The organism is Pantoea sp. ACRSB (assembly GCF_022346905.1).
Lineage (GTDB): Bacteria > Pseudomonadota > Gammaproteobacteria > Enterobacterales > Enterobacteriaceae > Pantoea > Pantoea piersonii.
This window is the reverse complement of sequence record NZ_JAKRNL010000002.1, coordinates 234,232-260,369: the sequence shown is the minus strand read 5'-3', so window position 1 is coordinate 260,369 and position 26,138 is coordinate 234,232. Positions and strand designations below refer to the sequence as shown.

Annotated in this window: 26 protein-coding genes and 1 tRNA gene; 20 read left to right on the top strand and 7 right to left on the bottom strand. The window is 58.4% G+C overall.

Annotated elements, in window-relative coordinates:
* Window positions 1-21 precede the first annotated feature (21 nt).
* Window positions 22-756, bottom strand: a complete 735-nt coding sequence (locus MHZ89_RS07530) for a response regulator transcription factor (RefSeq protein ID WP_311782487.1) — start codon at window positions 754-756, stop codon at window positions 22-24.
* A gap of 429 nt (window positions 757-1,185) precedes the next feature.
* Here MHZ89_RS07530 and MHZ89_RS07525 point away from each other — a divergent pair, with 429 nt between their 5' ends.
* Entirely contained in the window at window positions 1,186-2,484 is a 1,299-nt protein-coding gene (locus tag MHZ89_RS07525) for an NCS2 family permease (RefSeq protein WP_311782486.1), read from the top strand.
* A 412-nt stretch (window positions 2,485-2,896) separates the two neighbouring features.
* Window positions 2,897-3,373, top strand: a complete 477-nt coding sequence (locus MHZ89_RS07520; protein WP_311782485.1) for a hypothetical protein — start codon at window positions 2,897-2,899, stop codon at window positions 3,371-3,373.
* Between the two features lie 42 nt (window positions 3,374-3,415).
* Here the strand turns inward: MHZ89_RS07520 and MHZ89_RS07515 are convergent, their stop codons facing one another.
* Entirely contained in the window at window positions 3,416-4,870 is a 1,455-nt protein-coding gene (locus MHZ89_RS07515) for an AMP nucleosidase (protein ID WP_311782484.1), read from the bottom strand.
* 343 nt (window positions 4,871-5,213) lie between these two features.
* On the opposite strand from MHZ89_RS07515, the gene MHZ89_RS07510 reads away from it, so the two are divergent.
* The 11 genes from MHZ89_RS07510 to MHZ89_RS07460 all read left to right on the top strand — a co-directional run bounded on the left by MHZ89_RS07510 (window position 5,214) and on the right by MHZ89_RS07460 (window position 16,993).
* Complete coding sequence (locus MHZ89_RS07510; RefSeq protein WP_311782483.1) at window positions 5,214-6,329, top strand: branched-chain amino acid ABC transporter substrate-binding protein; 1,116 nt, start codon at window positions 5,214-5,216, stop codon at window positions 6,327-6,329.
* An 83-nt stretch (window positions 6,330-6,412) separates the two neighbouring features.
* Entirely contained in the window at window positions 6,413-7,327 is a 915-nt protein-coding gene (locus MHZ89_RS07505; RefSeq protein ID WP_096073395.1) for an ABC transporter permease subunit, read from the top strand.
* A 10-nt stretch (window positions 7,328-7,337) separates the two neighbouring features.
* On the top strand, window positions 7,338-8,612 hold the full coding sequence (gene livM, locus MHZ89_RS07500; protein WP_409373238.1) for a high-affinity branched-chain amino acid ABC transporter permease LivM: 1,275 nt from the start codon (window positions 7,338-7,340) through the stop codon (window positions 8,610-8,612).
* Window positions 8,605-9,480, top strand: a complete 876-nt coding sequence (locus MHZ89_RS07495; RefSeq protein ID WP_311782481.1) for an ATP-binding cassette domain-containing protein — start codon at window positions 8,605-8,607, stop codon at window positions 9,478-9,480. Before livM ends, MHZ89_RS07495 begins: the two co-directional genes overlap by 8 nt.
* The gene (locus MHZ89_RS07490) at window positions 9,473-10,222 is read left to right on the top strand and encodes an ABC transporter ATP-binding protein (protein WP_311782480.1); all 750 of its coding nucleotides are present in this window, start codon (window positions 9,473-9,475) and stop codon (window positions 10,220-10,222) included. The genes MHZ89_RS07495 and MHZ89_RS07490 overlap by 8 nt, the downstream gene beginning before the upstream one ends.
* Before the next feature lie 119 nt (window positions 10,223-10,341).
* Complete coding sequence (locus tag MHZ89_RS07485; protein ID WP_311783013.1) at window positions 10,342-11,751, top strand: EmmdR/YeeO family multidrug/toxin efflux MATE transporter; 1,410 nt, start codon at window positions 10,342-10,344, stop codon at window positions 11,749-11,751.
* A 135-nt stretch (window positions 11,752-11,886) separates the two neighbouring features.
* Window positions 11,887-12,057 (top strand): hypothetical protein, encoded by a 171-nt coding sequence (locus MHZ89_RS07480; protein ID WP_311782479.1) that lies wholly within the window; start codon window positions 11,887-11,889, stop codon window positions 12,055-12,057.
* A gap of 216 nt (window positions 12,058-12,273) precedes the next feature.
* Complete coding sequence (locus MHZ89_RS07475) at window positions 12,274-14,079, top strand: DNA/RNA non-specific endonuclease (protein WP_311782478.1); 1,806 nt, start codon at window positions 12,274-12,276, stop codon at window positions 14,077-14,079.
* A 211-nt stretch (window positions 14,080-14,290) separates the two neighbouring features.
* A complete protein-coding gene (locus MHZ89_RS07470) occupies window positions 14,291-15,148 on the top strand; it encodes a glucose 1-dehydrogenase (protein ID WP_311782477.1) in 858 nt (285 codons plus the stop codon).
* 19 nt (window positions 15,149-15,167) lie between these two features.
* On the top strand, window positions 15,168-16,232 hold the full coding sequence (locus tag MHZ89_RS07465) for a class I mannose-6-phosphate isomerase (RefSeq protein ID WP_311782476.1): 1,065 nt from the start codon (window positions 15,168-15,170) through the stop codon (window positions 16,230-16,232).
* Between the two features lie 8 nt (window positions 16,233-16,240).
* A complete protein-coding gene (locus MHZ89_RS07460) occupies window positions 16,241-16,993 on the top strand; it encodes an alpha/beta hydrolase (RefSeq protein ID WP_311782475.1) in 753 nt (250 codons plus the stop codon).
* A gap of 68 nt (window positions 16,994-17,061) precedes the next feature.
* Here MHZ89_RS07460 and MHZ89_RS07455 read toward each other — a convergent pair.
* The 3 genes from MHZ89_RS07455 to MHZ89_RS07445 form a co-directional block, all read right to left on the bottom strand.
* Window positions 17,062-17,137, bottom strand: a tRNA-Asn gene (locus MHZ89_RS07455).
* A 103-nt stretch (window positions 17,138-17,240) separates the two neighbouring features.
* The gene (gene mtfA / locus MHZ89_RS07450; protein WP_311782474.1) at window positions 17,241-18,017 is read right to left on the bottom strand and encodes a DgsA anti-repressor MtfA; all 777 of its coding nucleotides are present in this window, start codon (window positions 18,015-18,017) and stop codon (window positions 17,241-17,243) included.
* A gap of 161 nt (window positions 18,018-18,178) precedes the next feature.
* The gene (locus MHZ89_RS07445) at window positions 18,179-18,856 is read right to left on the bottom strand and encodes a hypothetical protein (protein ID WP_311782473.1); all 678 of its coding nucleotides are present in this window, start codon (window positions 18,854-18,856) and stop codon (window positions 18,179-18,181) included.
* Window positions 18,857-19,460: 604 nt separating this feature from the next.
* Here MHZ89_RS07445 and MHZ89_RS07440 point away from each other — a divergent pair.
* Together MHZ89_RS07440 and MHZ89_RS07435 are read left to right on the top strand one after the other, a co-directional pair.
* On the top strand, window positions 19,461-20,159 hold the full coding sequence (locus MHZ89_RS07440; protein ID WP_311782472.1) for a phosphohydrolase: 699 nt from the start codon (window positions 19,461-19,463) through the stop codon (window positions 20,157-20,159).
* A gap of 78 nt (window positions 20,160-20,237) precedes the next feature.
* On the top strand, window positions 20,238-20,489 hold the full coding sequence (locus tag MHZ89_RS07435; RefSeq protein ID WP_311782471.1) for an Arc family DNA-binding protein: 252 nt from the start codon (window positions 20,238-20,240) through the stop codon (window positions 20,487-20,489).
* 49 nt (window positions 20,490-20,538) lie between these two features.
* Here the strand turns inward: MHZ89_RS07435 and MHZ89_RS07430 are convergent, their stop codons facing one another.
* The gene (locus tag MHZ89_RS07430) at window positions 20,539-22,122 is read right to left on the bottom strand and encodes a methyl-accepting chemotaxis protein (protein ID WP_311782470.1); all 1,584 of its coding nucleotides are present in this window, start codon (window positions 22,120-22,122) and stop codon (window positions 20,539-20,541) included.
* A gap of 115 nt (window positions 22,123-22,237) precedes the next feature.
* On the bottom strand, window positions 22,238-23,632 hold the full coding sequence (gene dcm, locus MHZ89_RS07425; protein WP_409373237.1) for a DNA (cytosine-5-)-methyltransferase: 1,395 nt from the start codon (window positions 23,630-23,632) through the stop codon (window positions 22,238-22,240).
* A 198-nt stretch (window positions 23,633-23,830) separates the two neighbouring features.
* Here dcm and MHZ89_RS07420 point away from each other — a divergent pair, with 198 nt between their 5' ends.
* The 5 genes from MHZ89_RS07420 to MHZ89_RS07400 all read left to right on the top strand — a co-directional run bounded on the left by MHZ89_RS07420 (window position 23,831) and on the right by MHZ89_RS07400 (window position 26,095).
* Window positions 23,831-24,307 carry a very short patch repair endonuclease gene (locus tag MHZ89_RS07420; RefSeq protein WP_120453548.1) on the top strand — a complete coding sequence of 159 codons (477 nt, stop codon included), beginning with the start codon at window positions 23,831-23,833 and terminating at the stop codon, window positions 24,305-24,307.
* A gap of 65 nt (window positions 24,308-24,372) precedes the next feature.
* Complete coding sequence (locus MHZ89_RS07415) at window positions 24,373-24,645, top strand: hypothetical protein (protein ID WP_126689879.1); 273 nt, start codon at window positions 24,373-24,375, stop codon at window positions 24,643-24,645.
* Between the two features lie 10 nt (window positions 24,646-24,655).
* A complete protein-coding gene (locus tag MHZ89_RS07410; protein WP_311782469.1) occupies window positions 24,656-25,567 on the top strand; it encodes a DUF808 domain-containing protein in 912 nt (303 codons plus the stop codon).
* Between the two features lie 41 nt (window positions 25,568-25,608).
* On the top strand, window positions 25,609-25,740 hold the full coding sequence (locus MHZ89_RS07405; RefSeq protein WP_257025846.1) for a hypothetical protein: 132 nt from the start codon (window positions 25,609-25,611) through the stop codon (window positions 25,738-25,740).
* A gap of 175 nt (window positions 25,741-25,915) precedes the next feature.
* Window positions 25,916-26,095, top strand: coding sequence for a DUF2158 domain-containing protein (locus MHZ89_RS07400; protein ID WP_311782468.1), 180 nt, complete (start codon window positions 25,916-25,918; stop codon window positions 26,093-26,095).
* Window positions 26,096-26,138: the final 43 nt, after the last annotated feature.

Here is a 26,138-nt window from a genome sequence, read left to right as displayed (position 1 = left end):
CGGTTCCGGCGGGGCGCCTGGTCAGGCGCTTAGCCGGACCGCTTCCGGACGCGCGACATCGGCAGAAAAGACATAGCCAAGGCCGCGAATGGTGCGGATCAGGCTGGGCTGATGCGGGTTAGTTTCGATTTTGCGCCGCAGACGCATAATCAGCACGTCGATAGTGCGATCGAACACGTCAAGGCTTTCGCTGTGCGTCAGCTCCAGCAGCTGATCGCGCGTCAGCACCTTGCGCGCGTGACGCACCAGCGCGCGCAGCAGCGCATACTCGCCCTGCGTCAGCGGAACGGACTCGCGCTGGGGGTTGAGCAACTGACAGCGCGCCTCATCAAGCTGCCAGCCGTTAAAACGCCAGCCGCACTCCGCCGTTTCCGGCTGTGTGAGACGGCCGCCGCGCCGCAGCGCCGCGCGCGCTCTGGCCACCACCACTCGCGGGTTAAAAGGCTTGGCGATATAGTCATCCGCGCCCATCTCCAGCCCTACCACCATTTCCGCTTCAGAACCCATGCCGGTCAGCATAATAACCAGCAGGTCCGGACGCTGACGCTGCAGCTGCTGCAGCACCAGCAGACCGTTGGTATCCGGCAGCATCATATCCAGCATCACCAGCGCGATATCGCTATGCTGCGCCAGCAGCGCAGACGCATCCCGACCGTAATGGCAGCAGTAAACGCTAATCTGTTGTTCATTCAGCACATCCTGCAGCAGTTCGCAGACGGCTTTATCATCATCGACAACCAGAATGGCGGGCTTCATGCAGCTCGACCTCAAGGTTATAAAAAGGTTAACAAGAGTGTACACGGCGCGTTTTGAGCCGCGCCGACAAGCGATGGAAACGTGAGCGATATCGCCATTGAGTTTGCTGAAGCGTGCGTTAGCGCAGAATTTTTTGGCCGCCTGAAGGAGGCGATGAAAACGATTGCGCAGCAGCGGGGCAATGCACCATAATCGCGCCTTCATTTGGTTCAGATTTCTCTTAGAAAATGCCAGGCCTGGCAAGGTAAACGATTGCGTTTGCAGCTGGCATAGCGATTGCTATGACTTCAGGCCTTATGGAGATTCAGGGCGTGACGACAGCAGCCGTCAGCATGCAGCGGCGCGTCGTGCGGTATCACAAAAATCAGCATGTAACCCACACTGGCAAGTGAGAACGCGCATTCGTGCCGTCTCCGCTCTTGAGAGATGATGATGTTAGAAAAACTGTTCAAGCTAAAAGCGCATAACACGACGGTTCGCACCGAAGTGGTCGCCGGGATCACCACCTTCCTGGCGATGGCTTATATCCTGTTTGTTAACCCCAGCATTCTGGGTGCCACCGGCATGGATAAAGGGGCGGTTTTCGTCGCCACCTGTCTGGCGGCGGCAATCGGCTCGGTACTGATGGGCCTGATCGCCAACTACCCGATCGCGCTGGCACCGGGCATGGGGCTGAATGCCTTCTTTACTTATACCGTCGTGCTGCACATGGGTTACACCTGGCAGATCGCGCTGGGCGCAGTATTTTTGTCGGCGGTGATCTTCTTCGCGCTTTCGATTTTCAAAATCCGCGAGTGGATTATCGCCAGCATTCCGCTGCCGCTGCGCGCCGGGATTGCGGCGGGCATCGGGCTGTTTCTCGCGCTTATCGCGCTGGAAGGCGCGGGCATCGTGGTGGATAATCCGGCGACCCTGGTCGGCCTGGGCGATCTGACGAAGCCGGGCCCGCTGCTGGCGCTGCTTGGCTTTATCGTGATTGTAGTGCTGGAGGCGCGTCGCGTTACCGGCGCGGTGCTGATCGGCATTCTGCTGATTACCTTTATTTCGATGGGTATCGGTCTGTCGCCTTTCGCCGGCGTCTTCTCCGCGCCGCCCTCCATCGCGCCGACCTTTATGCAGCTGGATATCGCCGGGGCGTTTAACGTCGGCCTGGTCAGCGTGATTTTCGCCTTTCTGTTTGTCGACGTGTTTGACAATACCGGTACGCTGCTGGGCGTGACCAAACGCGCTGGCCTGGCGGACGAGCAGGGCAATATCCCGAAAATGGGCCGCGCGCTGGTGGCTGACAGCGCCGCAGCGCTGTTTGGTTCGCTGCTCGGTACCTCCACCACGACCAGTTACGTGGAGTCCGCGGCTGGCGTGAGCGCAGGCGGACGCACCGGCTTAACGGCGGTTGTGGTCGCTATTCTGTTCCTGCTGGCGCTTTTCTTCTCGCCGCTGGCGGGCAGCGTGCCGGTCTATGCGACAGCGCCCGCGCTGCTGTTTGTGGCGGTGCTGATGGCGTCCGGCCTGGCGGAGATCGACTGGAAAGACGTCACGACGGCGGCACCGGTGACCGTTACCGCGCTGACGATGCCGCTGACGTACTCTATTGCTAACGGCATCGCCTTCGGCTTTATCACATGGACGGTGATAAAAGTGCTGAGCGGTCGCTTCAAAGAGGTGAACGCGGCGCTGGTGATCCTCTCTTTGCTGTTCGTTATCAAGCTGGGCTGGCTCAGCGCCTGATTGCAGTAGCCGCGTCTGCGACAAGCGGGCGCGGTAATGCTCCTTCCTCCTTTAGTGCGCGGACAGCGGCTTGCGCCCGCCGCGCATTTTTCTTCCGCTTCATTGATATCAATTTGCGTAGTCGCTTCCAGAGCGCGCCAGAAAGGGTGTTAATTATCCTGAGGCAGAGCTACCCTGCCAGCGCTGAATCGAGGCGCAAATCGCTCGCTATTTTTGACTGAGTTAGCGGAACAGGGAATGTTTACTGGTCGGCTATCTGGTTAAATACCCAACAGCAAGGGGAAGCAGCGCCCGCGGCATTCTGGAAGAGATAACAAGGAGAGGAGAGAACATCATGGAATTCCCGTTAAGCCAGCTTCCGCACACTTTTCCCCGGCCTCTTATCCCTCTTCCACAGCCAGGAGAAAACCCTATGGAGCGACTGACCCAACGTGTCGAGCGGCTTGAGCTGGATACACACCAGATAAAATCCGACCTGGCGGTACTGACCGAACGCTCGCAGAATTTTGCCACCAGAACGGATGTGGAAGTTCTGCATACCGAACAGCTTAAGCTGCGCTGTGAAATGCATGAAGGCTTCGCCCAGACGGCAGTGCAGTTTGCTCGTATTGATGAGAAATTTGCCCGTATTGATGAGAAATTTGTGCGGATTGATGAAAGGTTCGAGCGAATCGATGAAAGATTTGGGCAAATTGATGCGAAGCTTGAGCGAATGGATAAAAGGTTCGAACGAATGGACGAGAAGTTTGAACGAATTGATATGAAGTTTGAACGCGTGGATGAAAAGTTCGATCGTCTCAACGACCGCATTACCTGGACACTGATGGTGCCAGCCATATTAGCCGTGCTCGGCTGGTTGGTTAAAGAAGTTCTGGTAAAAGTGTCATAACAGGGTTGAACAGCACGGGGCGTCCCCCGTGCTTTATTTGTTTTAGCGGAACGGCGGCTCGTTAAAGGTTCGCAGTTTACGTGAGTGCAGCTTATCCCCTTCGGCGCGCAGCAGCTCTACCGCGCAAATACCGATCTGCAAATGCTCTGAAATCGCCCCTTCGTAAAAACGGTTCGCCTGGCCCGGCAGCTTAATTTCGCCATGCAGCGGCTTGTCTGATACGCAGAGTAGCGTGCCGTAAGGTACGCGGAACCGATAGCCCTGTGCGGCAATGGTGGCGCTCTCCATATCCACCGCCACTGCGCGGCTCAGGTTAAAGCGCAGCGCCGAAGCGGAGTAGCGCAGCTCCCAGTTGCGATCGTCCGTGGTGACGACGGTGCCGGTGCGCAGGCGCTGCTTGACCTCTTCTCCTGGCATATTGCTTACCGCTTTGGTGGCGTCATAGAGCGCGCGCTGGACTTCCGCAATGCTCGGAACGGGAATATCGGGCGGCAGTACGCTGTCGAGCACGTGGTCGTCGCGCAGATAGGCGTGCGCCAGCACATAATCGCCAATGCTCTGGCTTTCACGCAGACCGCCGCAGTGGCCGATCATCAGCCAGGCGTGCGGCCGCATTACGGCCAGGTGATCGCAGATAGTCTTCGCGTTTGACGGGCCGACGCCGATATTAACCAGCGTAATGCCGCGTCGGTTAGGGGAGGTGAGATGCCAGGCGGGCATCTGATGCTTTTTCCACGCCAGATCCAGCATCGCCGCGTCGCTGTCAGCCGTATCGGCGGTAATTATCGCGCCGCCCGCGCAGGCCAGACTGTCATAGTCGCTGGCGGGATCGCGCACCTGCTCCGTAGCCCAGCGAACAAACTCATCCACATAGCGCGTGTAGTTAGTAAACAGCACAAAAGGCTGGAAATGCTCGACCGAGGTACCCGTGTAGTGGCGCAGGCGCGCCAGCGAGAAGTCGGTGCGCAATGCGTCGAAGTGCGAGAGGGGAAAAATAGCGTCCGGGTTAAACAGGCCGTCGGCGGTTTCATCGCCAATCTGCGACAGCTCGGTGGTGGGAAAATGGCGGGCGATGCTGGCGCTCATGGTGCGGTCCAGCGACAAATCGGAGCCATCAATCACGTAAGGATAAGGGATCTCCTGGCTGGACGGACCGACCTGAATCTCCACCTCATACTCTTTTTCCAGCATCGCCAGCTGTTCGCTGAGATAGTGGCGCAGCAGCGCCGGACGGGTGATGGTGGTGCTGTAGCTGCCGGTATGGGTAAAGCGGCCCCAGGCGCGCGTGCGGTTTTGCTGCGGGCCTTCGCCGCGCCAGGTGATGCGCAGTTCAGGATAGACAAACAGTCCCTGGCGACGCGCCTCCGCCTCAGGCAGCGTACCCTGTTCCGTATAGGTTTTTATCGCAGCGCGCAGCGCGTTCACCGCGCCTTCATACAGACGCTCCAGTTCATCCAGCGCCTGCTGGCGGGTAAGGCCGTTCCGTTGTGTAGGCATATGCTCTCCTGATAATAAGCGATCTTTCCCCACAGCTTAGCGGGTTTACCGCCGCCGCAAAGCAAGAATCTGTGATCGAACGCATTATGCACCAACAGGGTGCTGGCGTGTTGCCAATCCCCGCCTACGTTTAATGAATCAGAAGGTGACGTCGTGCGCTGTCGCTGGCGTTGCCACCTTCCTTTCGGCAAAACCTCGCTATCGGTTTTTCTGGCGAGATTCTTGCTTGCAACAGATAGCGGCTTTTATCGCCGCGCATAGCTTCCTGAACCTGATAAACACCTTCACCACTCCTGCATCGTGGTCTGGCAAACGCAAACTAACTGTGTTGAGGATAGACAGCATGTCTCAGAAACTGATCAAGTTGTCATTAAACGTCGTGATTGCAGGCTGTTTCAGCGCTGCGCTCAGTGCGCAGGCAGATATAAAAATCGGCGTCGCCGGGCCGTTCTCCGGCCCCAACGCCACCTACGGCGCGCAGTACTGGAAAGGGGCGTCGCAGGCGGCGGAAGATATTAACGCGGCGGGGGGCGTTAACGGCGAGAAGATCGTGCTGGTGCAGGGCGACGACGCCTGCGAACCCAAACAGGCGGTTGCCGTGGCGAACCGCCTTGTTGATCAGGATAAGGTAATGGCGGTCGTCGGCCATTTCTGCTCTTCCAGCACCATGCCCGCATCGGAGGTCTATGACGACGCTGGCGTCTTGTCGATTACCCCAGGCTCCACCAACCCGCAAATTACCGAGCGCGGCATGAAAACCCTGTTCCGCATGTGCGGACGCGATGACCAGCAGGGGGCCATCGCCGCCAGCTTTATGCTCGATAAGCTGAAGGCGAAAAAGGTCGCGGTGATCCACGATAAAGATACCTACGGTCAGGGGCTGGCGGATGCCACCAAAGCGGCGCTGGAGAAGCGCGGCGTGAAAGAGGTGATGTATGAAGGCCTGTCGCGCGGCGAAAAGGATTTTAATGCCCTGGTGACGAAGATCGCCCAGGCGAATCCCGATGTCGTCTATTTCGGCGGCTGCCATCCGGAAGCGGGCCCGCTGGTGCGCCAGATGCGTGAGCAGGGCGTAAAGGCTAACTTCTTCTCCGGCGACTGCATTGTCACGCAGGAACTGGTTACCGCAGCGGGTGGGCCGCAGTATACCAACGGCATCTATATGACCTTCGGCAATGACCCGCGTCAGATCCCTGACGGTAAAGCGGTGATTGATAAATTCCGCAAAGGCGGCTTCGAACCAGAAGGCTATACCCTCTACGCCTACGCCTCTGTTCAGGCGCTGGCCGCCGCCTACCAGGGCGCCGGTAAAGATAACGCGAAGGCCAGCGAATGGCTGAAATCACACGATGTCCCCACCGTGATGGGTAAAAAAGCCTGGGACGGCAAGGGCGATTTAAAAGTGTCCGATTACGTCATCTATCAGTGGGACGATAAAGGCAAATACCACCAGCTGTAAGCCTGAGCCCGCCCTGCATGTCGCAGGGCGTTTCCTGTCCGGGCCGCCCGGTTGCGCGGCCCGCTTTGCGCAGAGACTTCGTTATGGACGCCTTCTTACTTCAGCAACTGATTAACGGGCTGACGCTGGGCGCAGTATATGGCCTGATCGCGATCGGCTACACCATGGTGTACGGCATTATCGGCATGATTAATTTCGCACACGGCGAGGTCTATATGATCTCCGCCTATCTCTGCGCTATTGGCCTGGCGCTGCTTTCGTTTTTCGGCGTGCACTCTTTCCCGCTGCTGATTTTCGGCACCTTGCTGTTCACCGTCGTGGTGACAGCGGTATACGGCTGGACCATTGAGCGCATCGCCTATCGGCCGCTGCGCCACTCGACGCGGCTGGCGCCGCTCATCTCCGCCATCGGCATGTCGCTGATTTTACAGAACTATGTTCAGCTGAGCCAGGGGCCCAATCAGCAGGGCGTGCCGACGCTGCTTACCGGCGTGCTGCGCGTCGAGTTTGACGGCGGGCTGGTGCAGATCACCTGGACTAAGCTCTTTATCCTCGCTGCCGCCTTCTGCGGCATGGCGCTGCTCACCTGGATTATTCAGTACACGCGCCTTGGCCGTATTTGTCGCGCGGTGCAGCAGGACCGACGAATGGCGGCGATCCTCGGCATTAATACCGATCGCGTGATATCGCTGGTCTTTGTGATCGGCGCGGCGATGGCTGGACTGGCAGGCGTGCTGGTCACGATGAACTACGGCACCTTCGATTTTTATGCCGGGTTTATCATCGGCATCAAGGCGTTTACCGCTGCGGTGCTGGGCGGCATCGGGTCGCTGCCCGGCGCTATGCTGGGCGGGCTGCTGCTCGGCGTGGCGGAAGCGCAGTTCGCCGGGCTGGTGAACTCCGACTACAAAGACGTTTTCTCATTTGCGCTGCTGGTGGTGATCCTTATCTTCCGCCCGCAGGGACTGCTTGGCCGTCCGCTGGTTGCGAAAGTGTGAGGGCGCAATGATGAATGACTCGGTAAATGTGCGCCATGCGCTGCGCGACACCCTGCTGGCCGGGCTGGTTGCGCTGGTGGTTTTCGGGCCGATTGTCGGCGTGGTGCTGAAGGGTTACGCCTTCGACCTGGCGCCAGCGCGCGTGGCGCTGCTGGTGGCTGTGGTTATGGCAGGACGGCTGCTGCTCAGCCTCTTTTTGCAAACCGGGCGCGGGCGGGCGCTGCTGCGGCGCTTCGAGGGCGCGGACGACGGCGTTTACGTGCGCGAGCCGGGCTACCGCTCGCGTCTGCGCTGGATCCTGCCGCTGCTGCTGGCAGTGGCGCTGCTGTTTCCCTTTCTCGCCAGCAAATATCTGCTGACCGTGGCGATCCTGGGGCTGATCTATGTGCTGCTGGGGCTGGGGCTGAATATTGTGGTGGGGCTGGCGGGACTGCTCGATCTCGGTTACGTGGCGTTTTACGCCATCGGCGCTTATGGGCTGGCGCTCGGCTATCAGTATCTCGGCCTCGGATTCTGGAGTATGCTGCCGCTGGCCGCGCTGCTGGCCGCCTTCGCGGGGGCGCTGCTTGGTTTTCCGGTGCTGCGCATGCACGGCGACTATCTGGCGATTGTTACGCTCGGTTTCGGCGAAATTATCCGGCTGGTGCTGACCAACTGGCTGAGCTTCACCGGCGGGCCAAACGGCGTTTCTGTGCCGTCGCCCACCTTTCTCGGGCTGGAGTTTGGCCGACGCGCGCGCGAAGGCGGCGTGCCTTTTCATGAGTTCTTCCACCTCGACTACAACCCCAATATGAAGTTTATCTTCCTCTATGTGGTGCTGATTCTGGTGGTGGCGCTGGTGTTGTTTATCAAACACCGGCTGACGCGCATGCCGGTCGGGCGTGCATGGGAAGCGCTGCGCGAAGATGAGATCGCCTGCCGCGCGATGGGGTTAAACCATGTGCTGGTAAAACTTTCAGCCTTTATGCTCGGCGCCTCGACGGCAGGTATCGCAGGCGTGTTTTTCGCCAGCTATCAGGGATTTGTCAATCCAACTTCGTTCACCTTCTTTGAGTCGGCGCTGATCCTCGCCATTGTGGTGCTGGGAGGAATGGGATCGACCCTCGGCGTCGTGCTGGCGGCCTTTGTGCTGACGGTCGCGCCGGAGCTGCTGCGCAGCTTCGCCGAATACCGCGTGCTGCTGTTTGGAATGCTGATGGTGGTGATGATGATCTGGCGGCCGCGCGGGCTGGTGCGCACCAGTCGCGTCGGGGTAATGCCGCGTAAAGGAGTCCGCCATGAGTGACGCTATTTTACAGGTCGAGCATCTGATGATGCGCTTCGGCGGCATCAAGGCGCTTAACGACGTCAGCCTGCGCGTAGAGCGCGGCTCGGTCACCTCGCTTATCGGCCCCAACGGCGCGGGAAAAACCACGGTGTTTAACTGCCTGACCGGCTTCTACCGCGCCAGCGGCGGACGCATTCTGCTGAATGCGCAGGCGCGCAGCACCGATGTGATTCAAATCCTCGGACAAAAAATCCAGCCACAGGACTGGCTGCGGCCGGCGCGGCTGGGATCGCGCCTCTGGTACAAAATGTTCGGCGGCGCGCACCTGGTAAATCGCGCTGGCCTGGCGCGCACCTTTCAGAATATCCGGCTGTTCCGCGAGATGTCGGTGATTGAGAACCTGCTGGTGGCGCAGCATATGCTGGCGAACCGCAATCTGCTGGCAGGCATTTTCAATACGCGCGGCTATCGCGAGGCGGAGAGCCGCGCGCTCGATCGCGCCTTTTACTGGCTGGAGACGGTGGATCTTGTGCCCGCCGCCAACCGGCTGGCCGGTACGCTCTCTTATGGTCAGCAACGGCGGCTGGAGATTGCGCGAGCCATGTGCACCCAGCCGGAGCTTATCTGCCTGGACGAACCGGCGGCGGGCCTCAATCCCGTGGAAACCGAGACGCTGAGCGCGATTCTGCATCGTCTACGCGCCGATCACCGTATCAGCGTGTTGCTGATTGAGCACGATATGCCGATGGTGATGGCGATTTCCGACCATATCGTGGTGCTCGATCACGGCGACGTTATCGCCCAGGGCGCGCCGCGCCAGATTCAGCAGGACCCGCGCGTTATCGCCGCCTACCTGGGCGCAGAAGAGGAGGATCTTCATGGCTGAGCCTATGCTGAAGTTTGACGCAGTGGATCTCTATTACGGTCCGGTGCAGGCGCTGAAAAAGGTGTCGCTGAGCGTGCAGACCGGGGAAACCGTGGCGCTGATCGGCGCTAACGGCGCGGGTAAATCGACGCTGCTGATGTCTATTTTTGGTCAGCCGCGCATCGCGCAGGGCGAAATCTACTTTCAGGGCGAACCCATCAGCCAGCGTTCAACGCATTTTATCGCCGCCAGCGGCATCGCGCAGGCGCCGGAAGGGCGGCGAATCTTTGCCGATATGACGGTTGAAGAGAATTTGCAAATGGGCACCATCGCCATCGGCAGCGCGCATCAGAAAGACGATCTGGCGCGGATGTATGCGCTTTTTCCGCGTCTGCTTGAGCGGCGCAAACAGCGGGCGATGACCCTTTCCGGCGGCGAGCAGCAGATGCTGGCGATCGCCCGCGCGCTGATGAGTCGTCCCAGGCTGCTGCTGCTCGACGAGCCGAGCCTCGGGCTGGCGCCGATTGTGGTGAAGCAGATTTTCGCCATCCTGCGTGAGCTGACGCAGCAGGGCATGACGCTGTTTCTTGTCGAGCAAAACGCCCGTCATGCGCTGGCTATCGCCGATCGCGGCTATGTGATGGCGAACGGCGAGATCCGTCTCAGCGGCAGCGGTCGGGAGCTGCTCGACAATGAAGAGGTGCGCAGCGCCTATCTGGGCGGTGCGGCAGCCGCTGCGGTGAAAGGCGATAAAAGATTGTAATAATGATTGAAAAGTCAGGGAAACGCTTTGCATAAATAGTTAAGCGGACCCATCATTATAACTCCTGTCCAATCTGTTCTGATTTGGTTATTCCCTTGCAAAATCCTGGCGTAGCAGTGATGCAGGCGATAAAGCGCACGGCGTGGTATCCCAAACGCCGCTTTTATCGCACGCTGTTCTGGCGTGAGATCACGCCACTGGCGGTGCCCATCTTTATCGAAAACCTGTGCGTAATGCTGATGGGCGTATTAAGCACTTTTCTGGTGAGCTGGCTGGGCAAAGAGGCGATGGCGGGCGTGGGGCTGGCAGACAGCTTCAACATCATCATCATCTCTTTTTTCGCCGCTATCGATCTCGGCACCACGGTGGTGGTCGCCTTCAGCCTGGCGAAGCGCAACGGTAAGCGAGCCCGCGCCGCTACGCGCCAGTCGCTGGCGCTGATGACGGTGCTGTCGCTGGTGCTGGTGTTCGCCATTGAGCTGTGGGGACATCTGATTATCGATCTCATCGCCGGCGGCGCGGAGCCCAAAGTCAAAGAGCTGGCGCTGAGCTATCTGCAGACCTCGGCGTGGAGCTATCCGGCGGCGGCGATCGCGCTTATCGGCAGCGGCGCGCTGCGCGGGGCGGGGAACACCAAAATCCCGATGCTGATCAACGGCGGGATGAATATCCTGAATATCGTTATCAGTAGCGTATTAATCTACGGCGCCTTCTCCTGGGAGGGGCTGGGATTCGTCGGTGCCGGGCTGGGCCTGACCATCTCGCGCTATATCGGCGCAATCGGCGTGATTTACGTGCTGATGATCGGCTTTAATGCCTCGCTGAAGATCAGCCTGCCGAGCTATTTTCGCCGCTGGGATTTCAAAATCCTGATGGAGGTGCTGGGTATCGGCGTGCCGGCGAGCATTGAATCGGTGCTGTTTAACGGCGGCAAACTGCTGACCCAGGTATTTGTCGCAGGCATGGGCACCGACGCTATTGCGGGCAACTTTATTGCCTTTTCCATCGCCTCGCTGATTAACCTGCCGGGTAACGCGCTGGGATCGGCTTCCACCATTATTACCGGCACTCGGCTGGGGCGTAACCAGGTCTATCAGGCGGAGCGGCAAATCCGGCATGTCTTCTGGCTGGCAAGCCTCTGCCTGTGTGCGCTGGCGTTTCTTACCGTACCGCTCTCCGGCGTGCTGGCGCGTTTCTATACGCGCGACCCGGACGTTATCAGCGTAACGCAGCATCTTATCTGGCTTAACGCCGCCTTTATGCCGATCTGGGCGGCCTCCTGGGTGCTGCCGGCGGGCCTGAAAGGCGCGCGCGACGCGCGTTACACTATGTACGTCTCTATGTTCAGCATGTGGGGGGCGCGCGTTGTGGTGGGCTATGTGCTGGGGATTATGCTCGGCATGGGCGTGGTGGGCGTCTGGCTCGGCATGTTCCTGGACTGGGCGGTACGCGGCGCCTGCTTCTGGTGGCGGCTGAAGAGCGGCAAGTGGCTGGATAATTACCGGAAAATGGTGGCGAAACAGCAGTAGCGCTATCCCGGCTCGCCGGAAAGAGACGCCATGCCGGGGTTAGCTGTTTTTCAGCAATAAACTGCAGAAATTGATGGTTCAGCTGCGCCAGCGATCGGGCTTTACTAAGGCTCCGACTTGATAAGGGCGAACCAGATGAAAAGATTGCTGCAGCTGTGGAAAAACCGTTTCGAGGCTAATACCGACCGTCGGCGCGACGAACGTGACGAAAGCGAATCAAACCTGGAGCTTGAGCTGCTTATCCCCGTTAGCCAGCTCTATGGCTTCGAATATTATCCTGAGGTGCATCGCTACCATGAAAAGTAGCTGCTCCCGTTATACTCTCTCCGGTAAAGCCCGCTCTCGCTAAGCGGGCTTTTTTTCGCCTGCTGCAATGGATTTTTACAAAACGCTGCGTAACAACAAGCCTGAGCGGCAGTGAGCAATCTGCCGCGCGGCGGGATCGAAGCATAAGAAAAAGGAACGTTCAGCCGCAGCGGCTATGGTTAAAAGAGCAGCACGCCTTTTAACCTGGAGGAGCGAATGAACGATAAAGAGAGCGCCGCGCTGATTAGCGCGCGGCTGGCATTAACTGCGCAGCGGCGTGCGCAGACCCGAACCGCGCTGGCAGCGGGTGAACCGGCAGAGCCGGATCGCGCCCGCGCGCAGCGCTACGCCTTTCAGCAACATCTGCGTCAGGGCGTTATCACCGGCGAAAGCAACGATCTGTTGCCGATCGCTTTCTTAGAGCAGGGATTAGCCTGCGCCCGCGCCGTGGCGCTGCTGCGAGAGGACGGCATTCCCAGGGGCTGCGGTTTTATGACACACGGCGGGCTTTTTATCACTAATCACCATCTGCTGCCGCAGCCGCCCGCGCAGGGTCGCGTCACGCTGCAGTTTGGCTGGCGGCGAACAGAAGCGGGTGAACTGGTTGACGGCGTGACTTATGCCGCCGATGCGGAGCAATTTTTTCTTACCAGCCCGACCGATGCGCTGGACTGCACTCTTATTGCGCTCGGCGAGATAGTGGCTGGCAGCGGCGAGGCGCCGCAGCCGCTGGCGCTGAACGATCGCAACGATAAACATGCGCTGGGCATCAGCCTTAACCTTATCCATCATCCCGGCGGCGCGCCGCAGCAGATTACGCTGCGTAATAACGCGCTGCTGGCGCGTCACGAGCAGCTGCTGCACTATGAGGCCGATACCGATGGCGGCTCTTCCGGCGCGCCGGTATTTAACGATGCGTGGCAGCTGGTCGCGCTACATCACGGCGGCGTTGAGAGCGATGACGGCTGGGTGAATGAAGGCGTACGCATCAGCGCCATTATTGACTGGCTGAAGGGCGAGCTGACGCAGCTGCCTGCGGCGCAACAGGCGCGGCTGATGCAGGCGTTAACCGTCAGTGAGCGCGCGGCTCCGCCGATCGCCTCCGCTGCCGCGCCGGAGAGCAACTACGGCAACCGCGACGGTTTCCAGCCTGACTTTCTCGACGGTGAGTCGATCGATCTGGCCGCTATTATCGCGCCGCGCGCTGCCGAAGTGGCGCCGTTGCGCGACGGTCGGCAGGGCGCGGAAGCGAAACTGGATTATCAGCACTTCTCGCTGCTGATGAGCGCTGAACGACGACTCGCCTTTTTTACCGCCACCAATATTGACGGCGCGCGCTATATCTCCATCGATCGCGGCAATGGCCAGCCGTCGCTGCTGGAAGAGGGGGACCGCTGGTATGAAGACAGCCGCATCGACAGTCGCTACACCACCGGTCAGGCCTTTTACAGCGAATACAGCCGCTGGTTCGATCGCGGCCATCTTACGCGCCGCAGCGATCCCACCTGGGGTACGGCGGAAGAAGCGGTGCGCGCGAATAAAGATACCTTTCACTTCACTAACTGTTCGCCGCAGCATTTTCGCTTCAACCAGAGCCTGCAGTACTGGCAGGGGGTGGAGCGCTATATCCTTGAGTCGGGCGTGCTGGAGTCGAAGCGTAAGGTCAGCGTGCTGACCGGGCCGGTGCTGAATGACCAGTGGCGACAGTATGCTGAATGGCAGGTGCCCTTGATGTTCTGGAAGGTGGTGCTGCGCATTAACACGGCGGGCAAGCCGCAGGCGACCGCTCTGCTGGTCAGCCAGGCGGATCTGCTGGATGAGCCGCGCCGCGTCCTGCCGCATGCGCAGGATGCGCCTCGGCCTAATGTCGATGAGTACCGCGTTACGGTCAGCGCGCTGGAGAAACTGACAGGCCTGAACTTCGCCGCTTTTCGCGACTGGGAAAGCTGGAAACCGGATGAATCGCTGCTGGCGCAGCCACTGCCGGCAAAGCTGATTATGACATGGGAAGATTTACTCTAACCGACGCGCTTGTTGCCGCTTTCAGGCCCGCACAGCCCGCTCTGTGCGGGCTTTTTTCATTTTGTTTCAGATAAATTCGTTGTGCCTTCAACCCGTTACGCTTAGCACTTCACCTTGCGATTCTGTCATAGCTGCTACACTTAGGACTCGAGGCTGATAACGATTCAGCTCCATTAACGACAGTGAAAGAGTCACTAAAAGGAGAGAACGTATGACAGATCGTCCACAACATCCTCAGCAGGCGCAGCAGCAGGAATGGCCCGGCAGCATCCTGAAAATGGACCCAAAACCCGATCATGGTGAAACCAGCTATCAGGGTTCTGGCCGCCTGAAAGGCAAGACCGCCATTATTACCGGCGGTGATTCCGGCATCGGTCGCGCCGTTGCCATCGCCTATGCCCGGGAAGGCGCGGATGTCGTGATCTCCTACCTGGATGAGCATGAAGACGCAAAAGACACGGCGAAGCTGGTGGAAGAGGCGGGCCAGCAGGCGCTGCTGATCGCAGGCGATGTTACCGAAGCGGAGCATTGCCGCAGCATTGTGGCGCAGGCGGCCGAACGTTTCGGCAAGATCGATATCGTGGTGAATAACGCGGCTTTCCAGATGACGCGTATGTCGCTGGATGAGATTAGCGATGAAGAATTCGATCGCACGATGAAAACCAATCTCTATGCCATGTTCTATATCTGCAAGGCGGCGGTGCCGCATATGCCTTCTGGCGGCTCCATTATCAATACGGCTTCGATCAATGCCGACCAGCCGAAACCGAAGCTGATCGCCTACTCAGCGACCAAAGCCGCCATTGTTAACTTCTCTGGCAGCCTTGCAGCGCTGCTGGCGGAGAAAGGCATTCGCTCCAACGCCGTTGCGCCCGGTCCTATCTGGACGCCGCTGATCCCGTCAACCATGCCGCCTGAACAGGTAGAAAGCTTCGGTGGTGAAGTTCCGCTGCAGCGCATGGGACAGCCTGCCGAACTGGCGCCTGCCTACGTTATGCTGGCCAGCGACGAGGCGAGCTACATTTCTGGCGCAACCATTGCGGTCACAGGCGGTGTCGCGGTTATCTAAACCTGCGTAAGGGAGAAATATGAACGCTTATCCTTTAAAGCTGACTACGCCGCTCGCCACCCATATTTTTGGCGGACAGCGTATCAGAGAGCAGTTGGGAAAAGCGGGTCTGCCTGAGACGCGCATTGCGGAAAGCTGGGAAATCAGCGACGTTGACGGCATGATCGCCAGCGTCACCAACGGCGAGCTGGCGGGTCAGACGCTGCGCCAGCTCACCGAACGCTACCCCGACGAGATGGTCGCGCCCGGCTGGCGCGGCCCGCACTTCCCGCTGCTGAGCAAATTTATCGACGGAACCGGCATGCTGCCGGTTCACCTCCACGCTAACGACGCGCTGGCGCAAAAGCTGGAGCAGCAGCCGAACGGCAAAACCGAAGCCTGGCATATTCTGTGGGCCGCGCCCGATGCGACCTGTCTGCTGGGCGTACGTGACGGCGTAGACAACGCCCGACTGAAGGCGGCACTGCTGGCGCAGGATTACGATGCGGTGATGTACCGGGTGCCGGTAAAAGCGGGCGATACTTTTTACGTGCCAGGCGGCATGCTGCACAGCTTTGGTCCCGACACGCTCATTTATGAAATTGAGCAGACCTCCAATATCCAGCAGCATGCGATGCCGTGGCAGATGGAGGATGGTTCGCGCCTCTCTCAGCAAGAGTGGGAAAAAAATATCGATGCGCTGCTGGAGGAGCTACGGCCAGAGCTGCGCTGCACGCCACAGCCGGGGCTGACGCTTGAGAAGGGCGGCCTGACGCGGCTCTTCTGCTGCGCCGGTCCTTATTTTGCGCTGGAACGCTGGCGCTTTAGCGAGTCGCAGCGTTTCAGCTTCAGCCGCGCGCGTATTGTGTCCAACACTGGCGAGCCGTTAACGGTAGAAGCGAACGGCGTCAGCGTGACGCTGGGGCGTGCTGAATCGTTGCTGCTGCCCGCCGCGCTGGAAGAGGTGACGCTACACGGCGCTGGCGAGCTGCTGATCGGCTATGTGCCCGATCTGGCAGGCGAAATTGTCGCACCGCTGCGGCAGGCGGGCTATAGCGAGGCAGCTATAGCACAGCTGGGCGACATCAACGGCACCCTGATATAGGAGGTTTTATGCTGCCTTACAGCTTACAGGGAGAGGGCGAAACGACGTTTGTGCTGATGCACTATCTGGGCGGCTCGCACCGCACCTGGTTTCCAGCGCTGCCTTATCTCGATCGTCATTCCCGCTGCGTGGCGTTGGATATGCCGGGCTTTGGCGGCGCAACCGACATTGAAAGTTACGATGTAGCCTCAATGGCGAACCAGGTCGATGAAACTATCCGCCAGCTGCGCCTGGAAAAGGTGATCCTTGTCGGTCACTCTATGACGGGGAAAGTGGCGATGGCGCTTGCCGCCCGACAGCCTGACTATCTGCAACGGCTGGTGCTGGTGGCGCCTTCGCCGCCTGGCCCGCAGCCGATGAGCGAGCAGGATCGCCAGACGCAGGCGGAGTACCAGGGAACGCGTCAGCAGGCGGAAACCTTTGTCGACGGCGCCTGCTCCGCGCCTCTGCCGGATGTGCTGCGCGAGGTAGCGATTGCCGATGCGCAAAGCGCCGCGCCTGCCGCCTTTCGCGCCTGGGCGCTACACGGCAGCCGGGAAGATCTGCGCGAGCAAATCGGCCGCCTTGAGCTGCCCGCCATGATGGTGCTGGGCAGCGAAGACGGTAACGTGCCGGGCGTTGAGGCGCAGCGGGACGTGATGCGCACTCATTTGCCGCAGGGCGAGGTGGAGATTATCGACGGCGCTGGTCACCTGCTGCCGATGCAGACCCCGCAGGCGCTGGCGGAGCGGATGCTGGCGTTTGCGCGCCGCGAACTCTGAGTCCGTTAGCGGCAAAGTCACCACAGCAAAAAGCCCGCTCAGGTTTCCCTGAGCGGGCTTCTTTAATATGGCTCCTCTGACTGGACTCGAACCAGTGACATACGGATTAACAGTCCGCCGTTCTACCGACTGAACTACAGAGGAATCGTTTCGATGGGGCGCATATTAATGGCCGCGCTCCGGCGTGTCAACAGTGAAAAACACATTAGCATTCAACTGGCTAGCTTTGCAGCAAAGCGATCGCGGATTAAGCGGAATGCGGCGAGTTTTGCGCTAAACGCGGCAGCGGATGCTGACGATAGAACTGGCTCAGATGGCGGTACATCGCCGGGAAGCGTTCATACAGCAGCGCCGGCGCGGTAAAAAAGTATTCGGACAGTACGGCAAAACACTCGGCGGGATCGCTGGCGGCGTAAGGATCGATGGTCGCGGCCTGTTCGCCAACCAGCTCAACCTCATTTTCGATTTCATCCATGGCGGCGCGAAGATCTTTTTCCCACAGAGCGACATCACGCAGCGCCATCACCGGTATGCCGCTGGTGTAGCCGCGACCACGTGCGTCCAGCTTGTGCGCCACTTCGTGGATCACCAGGTTATAGCCGGAGAGATCGAACGCATCCTGAAGGTCGAGCCAGTTGAGCACAATCGGGCCCTGCGTCCAGCTCTGTCCGGCATGAACGGCGGCGGCGTGATGCACCAGGCCCTGTTCATCTTCCCAGCTGTCGGCGACTTCAAAAGGTTCTGGATAGATCAGCACGTCGTGAAAGCCGTCGAGCCACTCCAGCCCCAGCTTCAGCACCGGCAGGCAGAAGAGCAGAGCGATGCGCGCGCTGCGCAATTCATCAAGCTCGACATTCTGCAGCGGCACCAGTTTTTTTTGCTGCAGGAAACGCTGCGCCATGGCGATCAGCGCCTGCTGCTCATCCTCATCCAGCCAGCTAAATACCGGCTGTGCCAGCCCCTGTTGCCAGGGCAGCTCAACAAAGGAAGCGCGATTATCGTTTTTCCACGGCCATTTAAACATCGCAGTACTCGCTGAAGAATTTCCCTCGCGACCCTGACGCGCCAGAAAAAATGCCAGCATCCGAAACGGTCGCTGGCACCTTGATCTGGCTGCAGGGATGAAAGCTGTCTATTCAACCGTTTAGCATGCAATTTGTCTGTGATTTAGCCCGCAAAGCAGTATTAATTGCGCTCGACGCGCGCAAATTCAATCACCCAGACCCAGGGGTTGACTTCCCAGCTGGTGGCGCCGTACTGCTTCTGCCACGCTTTACGGTAGGCCTCTTTAGGCGATTCCGCATTCATATTCATGGTGAAGAAGTTATTCAGGAAGTGCGAATCGGTCTGCACCCCTTCAGCCATAATGTCATCTTCGCTGATATCCTGGATCTTCTCCGCACGTACGGCGGTGATCTGCAGGTTGATGCGGCTGGCCCAGCGCGGCATATGGATGGCGGTCTGCCAGCCGAACTGATCGGCTTCCGGTCCGCCCTGGGTATGGTGCCCCAGCTCATTGTTGTCGGCGCGGTACTGACAAAATGCGGGCAGGCGGAACGGCGATGGATCGCGTTCATACTCCGCCAGATCGCTTTCGGGCACGATAGGGCCGCGCCAGGTCTCGCGCACCCACAAAATATCGCCCGGCTTGCCATAGGGGCAGTGCTGGCTGATATCGGCCATCGACATCAGCTTATAGCCATGCAGATGGTTAGCGTTAACGTCGAAGGCGTGTACGCCTTCATGATGATCCTGACCCGGTCCGAAAGTCTGCGTTTTCATGATGCGCCGGGTCTGGGTTTGCTGGCCAACCAGCAGGGCGCGAACCCGCTGTTCGGAAAAAAGAATCGGCCGTTCTTTCATGGATTACCTCTGAATATAAATAGAGCCCGGTTGACACACATTCAATCGCTGTCCTGCGCCTGCGCTCAGCCGTGATGAATTTACATCAATCTGCTTAACAATTTGTCGCCTTACAGTAACGGCAACACAACGATTTGCCTTTAGGAAAAAGCGAAAATGCAAAAAACGCACCAGACCGAGTCTACTAAGTGGTCCCTTACCTGGTATAACCCGAATACAGTACGTTATATCGGGCGTTTTTGAAACCTTTTCAGATTCTTTAACCTTCACAAAGCGCAGATATACTGATTCATTCTGGAAGATGCCGCCGCTGGTTCTGTCCACTGAGAGGGAAGTGACGAGGCGGTTTTGCTCAATATTAATAAGATTTGCTTAAGATAATTGATATGGGTTAATGCTGAAAGTTTGTTAAAAACTGGGATAGCGCTTGAATTAGCGCTATAACTCGATCCTGGTCTCATTTTTTTTCGAAACCGGTTTTATCACAGCGAATTAAAACCACCCTGTGTCAAAAATTTGTCATCAGCTACTCGGTAAGATGACGTCCCAATGCGTACGGTCTGATGTTAAGACCGATACCCAAACATTAACAGGGAGATAAGCCATGTCGCTCTCACTCTGGCAAACGCGCTTCGAAAGCTGGTTTCAGATTAACTGGGTTCATGATGACAAGGCGCATGATATTGCCCATTTGCGCCGCGTCTGGATGAGTGCCCAACGCATTATGGCAGGCAGCGATGCCAGCCCGCTGGTGGTTCTGACCGCCTGCTATTTTCACGACGTGGTGAACCTGCCGAAAAATCATCCCGAACGCCATCTGGCTTCTACCTATGCCGCAGAAGAGACCACGCGCATTCTGACGCAGGATTTCCCCGACTTTCCCGCTGCGCTGATCCCCGCGGTAAGCCACGCGGTGAAAGCGCACAGCTTTAGCGCCGCCATTACGCCGGAAACCCTGGAGGCGAAAATCGTTCAGGACGCCGATCGTCTCGAATCGCTGGGCGCGATTGGCCTGGCGCGCGTGTTCTACACGGCCGGCGCGCTGAATCGTCCGCTGTTTGACAGTGACGATCCGCTCGGCAAAATGCGCGAGCTTAACGATGTAAACTGGACGCTCGATCACTTCCAGAAGAAGCTGCTGCGGCTGCCGGATACGATGCAAACCGAGGCGGGCAGGGCGCTGGCGCAGCATAATGCGGACTTTCTGGTGGGCTATATGGCCAAGCTGTGCGCAGAGCTACAGGGCAACCTCACCAGCATCGACGAATCGGTGCTGCGCGATTTTAGCCCTATACGCGCCTAATATTAAATTTTTATGACAGTCTGTTAAACGTTAGTGACTTCCGCTACGTTGTGGATAAATAACGAAGGGAGTAACGGAATGACTGATACGGTAAATTTGACGATTAAGATTGATCCGGCGCTGAAGGAGCAGATTAAACAGCTGGCGCTGGAAAATCAGATCTCAATGAGTCAGGAGATTGTTCAGCGTCTGCAGGAGAGCCTGCTGCCGCCCACCGCATCGGCGGTAGATAACCAGGATACGGCAGAGACCGCGTCAAACGCGTTCTCCGCGGATGAGGTCAAGCAGCTACGCGCTCTGCTGAAGAAACAGAGCAAGAAAAAGAAATAAATAAAACCCGTCGCAAGACGGGTTTTTTTATGGGCGCTCACCAGCCATATCAGATGCGGAACTGCTGCACGCTCTGGGCCAGTCGCGCCGCCTGCTGCTGAAGCGTATCAGCCGCGCGCTGCTGCTGCGTGCTGAGTCCGGTGCTGGCCTGCAGCGTCTCATCCAGCTTATGGACCTCGGCGGCGATATGGCTGACCCGCTTGCTTTGCGCCGTTGCGTTCTGCTGAAGCGCCTGAAGCTGTCCGGCGATAGCGGCCACGGCGCCGCTAATGGTCTGGAACAGCTTCTCCAGCACTTTAACCTTGTTAAAACCCTCCGTGACATGCTGTTGTGTATGCTGAATCAGACCGTCGATGCGCTGCGTCGAACCGCTGCTCTGGCTGGATAGCATGCCGATCTCTTTCGCCACCACGGAAAAGCTGCGGCCGTAAACCCCGGCGTGCGCCGATTCAATCGCCGCGTTAAGCGCCAGCAGGCGCGTTTGCAGCGACAGACTCTCCAGCATCTCCACGATACCGGCGATATCTCCTGAGGCGTCGACAATCTGACGCATCTGCGTCTCCATCTCATCCACCCGCGAAACGCACTGCTGCATCAGCGTATCGGCGTCATAGGCCTGCTGCGTCGCCTGTTGCGACACCTGCGCACTGGTTTCCACCTCTTCCGCGACGCGTCGCAGCCGCTGAGACAGATGGGTAAAGCTGGCGTTCTGCGCCTGATGCTGCTCGCTGACGCGTGCGTTATGCTGCTGCATCTCGCCCGCGCCTGCCGCCACGCTGGCGGCGATGGTATTGATCTCATGCACGATATGGCGCAGCCCCTGACGCATCTCCGCCATGGCGCTGAACAGCTGCTGCGTCTCACGCGCCTGTAAGCGTCCGGCGGCGGGTGGCGACAGCAGATCGCCGGTTGCAATTTGCTGCAGCTGGCGGCTGGCGTGACGCAGCGGCGTAATCACGCCGCGCGCCAGCAGCACGCCGCCGATAATCAGCAGCGAGAAAAGCAGCGCGCTGACGATAAGCGACAGGTTGCGGCTGTGGGTCATGCTCTCCAGCGTGCTGTGATTTACCGCGCCAAGCTCTTTGTTTGCCGCGTCGATTTCAGCGAACCAGGCGTCGTTGAACTGCTGCTGATAGGCCTGCATCGGCACCATAAAAAAGGCGTCAATCTGGTTATCCTTTAACCCTTTCAGCTGTTCTTCCAGCCCTTGCGCCAGCAGGGTAAAGCCCTGCGCCAGCGGGCTGTTGTCAGCGGCGTGATAGCGGGCGAAAAGCGTTTTCGCCTGCTGCAGCGACGCGCTGGCGCTGTCAGCCAGGCTTTTCCAGCTGTCTACCGAGCCGCTCTGCTGGTCCTGCATCAGATAGATACCCGCGCGATGGCTGTCATCGCTGGCGGTCAGCAGTTCGATACGCGCTTTATCAAGCAGGGCCAGCCTTTCCCGCAGTTCCGCGGTTTGCGCCAGCGCGCTTTGTGTATGATTGACCTGCGCGGTAAGCAGCGTAACGCCCAGCGCCTGCAGCAGGCAGAACAGGATAACAAACAGGGTGAAGTTGCCGCGCAGACTGCTGAGCCAGCCGGGAAGCCCCGGCTTACGCAGGCGAAAACGGCGATTAAGAAGAGTGATGGAAGACATAGCGCAACCCGAAAATAAAAGCGAGTATTCGCCGGTTGCGTGACAACTTTGTGACAGAGGGCGCATTGCTGGAAAAACAGCATAATGCGCGTTACTAAGCGAAACTCTGGCCCTGTTATGCGTTATTTAACTGCCTGATAATGGGAAGCAGCAGCTGTGCTACGGCGGCGAAAACCGGCACCACGACCGAGTTGCCGAACTGCTTATAGGCCTGCGTATCGGAAACCGGAATGCGGAACTGATGCTCGCCTGGCGCTTCGAAGCCCATCAGGCGCGCGCATTCGCGCGGCGAGAGGCGACGCGGCCGACGCGCCATATTCTCCGCGTTACTGAAATCCGCTTCGCCCAGTGCCTGATCCCAGCCGCGATCGATGAGGATTTCCGAACCATCTTTATAATAGCGAGCCGACAGGGTGCGTACGCAGACGTCAGCTTTACGCGGATCGTTCAGCCCAAAGCCAAAGCCGTTGCCTTTCGCTTTGTGTTTTCTGGCGTAGTCGTAGAGGTAGCGCCACAGCTGCGCGGAAAGAATATATTTCTCCTCCGGCTCGGGTTCCAGCAGGCTTTGCAGGCTGGGCACTGCGGACGGATAGTGCTGCTCAATCTGACGCAGCGACAGCGCTTTGCTGAACGGATAGTCGCGGCGGATGCCGACCAGCACGATGCGCTCGCGGTGCTGGGGCAGGAAGTGGCGCGCGTCGATAATCTTCGCATCCGGCGCGTCGGCATCGGCATCGGCCACGTCGTAACCCAGCTCATCCAGCGTCGCCATAATGACGGCGAAGGTGCGGCCTTGATCGTGGCTTTTCAGGTTTTTGACGTTCTCAAGCACAAAGATCGGCGGCTTTTTGGCGGCGATAATACGCGCCACGTCGAAAAACAGCGTACCCTGGGCTTCGCACTCGAAGCCATGCGCGCGCCCCAGCGCATTCTTTTTGCTCACACCCGCCAGCGAAAAGGGCTGGCAGGGAAAACCGGCCAGCAGCACCTGATGATCGGGGATCTCCGCGTCGATATGGCGATAGATGGCCGCCTCGTCGCGCAGGCCTGCGGGCTGGGTGATGTGCCGAATATCGGTGTTGAAGCGGTGCTCCTGCGGATCGCTGTAGTGATTGGCCTTGTAGGTGCGCACCGCCTCTTTATTCCACTCGCTGGTGAAGACGCATTTTCCGCCGATGGCGTCGAAACCGCGCCGGATGCCGCCAATGCCCGCGAAGAGATCGATAAAACGAAACTGCGGGTTGTCGTAATGGGCGGGACGCGCAGGCAGCAGGCTGCGCAACAGCGCTAATTCGCCTTCGCTCAGGGGCGGCAATGCGCTTTTGTTTTGCCGCAGACGCGTCAGCTGCTGCGGCGTCCAGTCGCGGAAGCCCGCCTGATGGAATTTTGCCGCTAAATCGCGCGCGGCATAAATCGCCAGCACCTGGCGCATCAGGTCAGCGGTTTCGCTATCGGGAGAGAGCAGGGGAGAAGCGGGTTCCGTCATTGCGGTGGCGTCATCGGCAAGCATGCATTTTTCCTTAACTGTGAACGGGCTATGCTAACACTCCTCTGGCTTCGAAGAAATTGGCGGTCGATGCCTAAAGGCCGCCTGCATGACGCATCGTCGGGATTTTATCCGCCGGTCGCCGCCTCGTTAACCGCAGCGGAGGCTTTCGCTTTTATTGAGTCCGACTAAAGTTGATAGATAGGGCAAAAAGGAGACGCCATGGCCGATGTACACTCCAGCACGACCCGCAGCAAAAATATGCGTGCGATACGCCAGCAGGATACCGCCATCGAACTGCGGGTGGCGCAGCTGTTAAAGGATCGCGGCTTTGCTTACCGCGTTCAGGATAAAAACCTGCCAGGCCGTCCCGATTTCGTTTTGCTGGAGCAGCAGGCGATTATCTTTGTTCACGGCTGTTTCTGGCATCACCACAACTGCTATCTCTTTAAGGTGCCGGCGACGCGCACAGAATTTTGGGTCGGCAAAATCAACAGTAACGTTGAACGCGATAACCGCTATGTCCGGCAGCTGCAGGAGAGCGGCTGGAAGGTGCTGATTATCTGGGAGTGCGCGCTGCGCAATAAGCTGCGGCTAAGCGACAGCGATCTTCAGGAGCGGCTGGAGGAGTGGCTGCTGGCGATGGACCAGAGCGCAGAGATCGATCACAACGGTATTCAGCACTATCGGCCGCGTTGAGGTCGCCTTGCCTTGTTGACTTCGCCGGGTTAGATTTCGCCTTCCCCCGCGAGCAGGAGTTCTGGATGAGCAGTATTAAACTGACGGTAAAACGCCTCTATCAGCTGCGCGACGAGCGCATGGTTAATGCTCATGCGACGGCGCGCGTCTATGTCGGCGACACGCTGGTCGCGACGGAGGAGATTACCGGCATGACGGAAAGCCCGGTCAGCAAATACCTGCATGCAGGCGAGCTGTCAGGCGCGGTCCGCGTAGAGTGGGAGTGCGACGGCATCGCTGAGATAACCGCCGCGACGCTGGAGCGCTGTCCCTGTTGTCAACATAACGAACCGGAATAAGGAAGAAATTTTGGCTGGATCCAGCTTACTGACTTTATTAGATGATATTGCAACACTTCTGGATGATATCTCCGTCATGGGTAAAGTGGCGGCAAAAAAAACCGTTGGCGTGCTGGGCGACGATCTGTCGCTGAACGCGCAGCAGGTAACGGGCGTAAAGGCCAATCGCGAACTGCCGGTTGTGTGGGGCGTCGCGAAAGGCTCGTTTCTTAATAAACTGATCCTGGTGCCGCTGGCGCTGCTGATTTCCGCTTTCGCACCCTGGCTTATTACGCCGCTGCTGATGATTGGCGGTGCCTACCTCTGCTATGAAGGGGTCGAAAAGGTGCTGCACAGTTTGCAGCACGATAAGCAGGAGAAAAGCCCCGAGGCGCGCCAGCAGCGGCTGGATAAACTGGCGCAGCAGGACCCGCGCGAGTTTGAAAAGAATAAGGTCAAAGGCGCTGTGCGTACCGACTTTATTCTCTCTGCGGAGATTGTCGCCATTACGCTCGGCATCGTTTCTGACGCTCCGCTGCTGAACCAGGTATTGATCCTCGCTGGTATCGCCATTCTGGTGACTATCGGCGTGTACGGCATCGTCGCCGCTATCGTAAAAATCGACGATCTCGGCTACTGGCTGAATGAGAAGTCTTCGGCAATCGCACAGGGCGTCGGCCGTTTTCTGCTCGGATTCGCCCCCTGGCTGATGAAAATTCTCACGGTGGCCGGCACCCTGGCGATGTTTCTGGTCGGCGGCGGCATTATCGTGCATGGCCTCGCGCCGCTGCATCATCTGATTGAGGCAATTACCGGCGATATGAACGGGCTGGTGGCCAGCCTGCTCAGTAACGGCGCTAACCTGGTGCTCGGTTTTATCGTTGGGTCGATTGTGCTGTTGGCGGTGAATCTGATTGCTAAACTGCGCGGTAAATCGGTATAAAGCGCACTGCCATATGATGTGAAGTCTGAAGAGGAGACGCGATGAACGACGATATGTTTGAATTTGATATTGATGCCCAGCTGGAGCAGGCTGAAGCCAGGGCGGCGGAAAAGGTCAATGAAGTGCCGGACGATGCAGGCGACGAAGCGGATTGCGAAGGCTGCAAAATCTGATTTCAGCTCCTTCAGATGTTAAAAGCGGATAATAATTTTTATCCGCTTTTTTTATTTTCAATATTTCTTACTGCTTTACTCTGAATTTACGCTTTTTTGCCCGCCTTAACAGGCAGGCTATCCGGATGGCTGCTATAGATAGAAAGGTTCTGTTAACGGTCAAAAGGAGAAGGAAATGAGCTTTATGATTAGCGATGAAGTTCAGCATAAAGAGGGCGGCCCCGCCATGGTTGTGACTGGCTATGCCAGCGGAATGGTAGAGTGCCGTTGGTATGACGGCTACGCAGTGCGCCGCGAAGCCTTTCATCAGGATGAGCTTAGCCACTCTGTCCCTGAATCACAGCTCGCCAGCTAAGCCCCATTCAACGGGGATGCTTTGTTCATCCCCCGTGACTTCC